Origin of the sequence: Streptomyces alkaliphilus, assembly GCF_014141535.1 — a bacterium.
Lineage (GTDB): Bacteria > Actinomycetota > Actinomycetes > Streptomycetales > Streptomycetaceae > Streptomyces > Streptomyces alkaliphilus.
In genome coordinates, this window is the sequence record NZ_VKHT01000954.1 from 1 (window position 1) to 1,907 (window position 1,907).

Consider the following 1,907-nt stretch of genomic DNA (forward strand, 5'->3'; position numbering starts at 1 on the left):
AGGCCGGGTCATGCCGGGGGTGGGGTAGGTGAGATCGTCCGTTCCGAAAGGCTTCATGGAAACCACCGTCCCCGACGGGATGATCGTGAAGGTGCCGGCTCCGCACCGATTCCGGCGACCCGGGGTGCCCATACCCGGTCGGCAGTGTGCCACATTCGAAGGGGATGATCGGCAAAACCATCCGTCCGCGCCAAACCGGGAACCGGAGCCGGCGCAACTCCGTTGGGGCCGGTCAGGATGACACCCGCACCGGCCGGTCCCCGACCGGCGATCCACGGACCGAGAGGATGGTCACCCACATGACCGGACCCATGACTTCCCGTCGCACCGCCGTCGCCGCCGGGGCGGCGGGCCTGGCCGCCGTGCTCACCGGCTGCGGCGGATCGGAAGACGGCGGGGTGCAGGGCGGCACGGACTCCCCGGGTCCGGGCAGGGACGCCACCGGTGGCGCCGGGGACGACGACGGCGATGCCACGGGTGGGGCCGAGGGCCAGGACGGAGGGACCGGCGGCGGTGAGCTGACCCGGGTCTCGGACGTGCCCGAGGGCGGTGGGGTGATCCTGGGTGACGAGCGGGTGGTGGTCACCCAGCCCGAGCCCGGGGAGTACCGGGCGTTCAGCGCGGTGTGCACCCACCAGGGCTGCGTGGTGAGTGACATCAGCAACGGGGCGATCAACTGCGCCTGTCACCAGAGCAGCTTCTCCATCACGGACGGTTCGGTTCTCGGCGGTCCGGCCACCGCGCCGCTGCCGGAGCAGGCGATCACGGTGGAGGGTGACTCGGTGCGTCTGGGCTGAGCGGAATCCGGCGGGGTCGGCTGTCGTTCCGGGGCACGGGAAACGACAGCCGACCGGTGTCCGCGTGTGCCGGGCCCGGGGAGGGCACAAGGGGATCATCCCGACCGGGTCCCGGAGGACGGTGCGAGGACCGCGGCGAGATCGTCGGCCACCCGCTCCATCTCGTCCGGGGCCAGGGTCGAGACGGTCAGACGGATGCCCGGTCCGGTCTCCAGACGGTAGCGACTGCCGGGCGCCACCGCCCATCCGGAGGCGAGCATGCCGGCGACCGCGGCGGTCTCGTCCGGGACGGGGACCCACAGGTTGGGGCCGGTGCGACCGTGGGCCGTGACACCTCTCGCCGCCAGCGCGTCCCGGAGCAGGCACCGTCGGGTGTCGTAGGAGACCGGAGCCGGTCCGTCCGGGCGCGCGCACCCCGGCCACAGCAGGGCCACGGTGTCCTGGAGGATGCGGCTGACCCAGCCGGGGCCCGCCCCGATTCGCGCGGCCACGCCCCTCACCGTGGTGGGGTCGCCGGTCAGAACGGCGACCCGCAGGTCCGGACCGAGGGACTTGGCCACGGAACGGACCAGGGCCCAGTGGGTGCCGAGGCCGCCCAGCGGGTTGAGGGGCGCGGAGACGATGCCGTGTCCGTGGTCGTCCTCGATCAACAGGGTTTCGGGAAAGGCCGCCAACAGGGGGCGCAGGGCGCCGGCCCGGGCCGCCGAGACCGCCGCGCCGGTGGGGTTCTGGGCCCGGGCGGTGATCACACAGGCCCGTACCCCGGAGGTCAGGGCGTGTTCCAGGGCGTCGGGCAGCGGCCCCTCGTCGTCCATCGCCACGGGCACGGGGTGCAGCCCCAGGGTGGAGAGCAGGTCCAGCAGGCCGCCCCACCCCGGGTCCTCGACGGCCACCGGATCGCCGGGGCGGAGTCGGGTGAGCAGAACACGCTCGATCGCGTCGAGTGCCCCGGAGGTCACCGCGAGCGGCCCCTCGGGGACGCCGTCGGCGCGCAGCGATTCCCGGGCCACCAGCGCCAGTTCCGGACCGACCGGGGGCTCGCCGTAGAGGACGGGCCGGGAAGCGGCACGGGCCGCGACCTCGATGAGCGCGGCGGTGGGGTCGGGGAGC

At 73.9% G+C, this 1,907-nt stretch carries 2 protein-coding genes; one reads left to right on the forward strand and one right to left on the reverse strand.

Annotation, left to right across the window (positions count from 1 at the left end; genetic code table 11):
• The first annotated feature begins 299 nt into the window (after nucleotides 1-299).
• A complete protein-coding gene (locus tag FNQ90_RS21435) occupies nucleotides 300-797 on the forward strand; it encodes a Rieske (2Fe-2S) protein (RefSeq protein WP_228471457.1) in 498 nt (165 codons plus the stop codon).
• Nucleotides 798-892: 95 nt separating this feature from the next.
• Here FNQ90_RS21435 and FNQ90_RS21440 read toward each other — a convergent pair.
• On the reverse strand, nucleotides 893-1,907 hold a 1,015-nt coding region (locus FNQ90_RS21440), incomplete at its 5' end, for an aminotransferase class I/II-fold pyridoxal phosphate-dependent enzyme (protein ID WP_182607858.1).

Coding starts and splice junctions, on each gene's coding strand:
- FNQ90_RS21435 (WP_228471457.1), top strand. CDS start 300: ATGACCGGACCCATGACTTCCCGTCGCACCGCCGTCGCCGCCGGGGCG.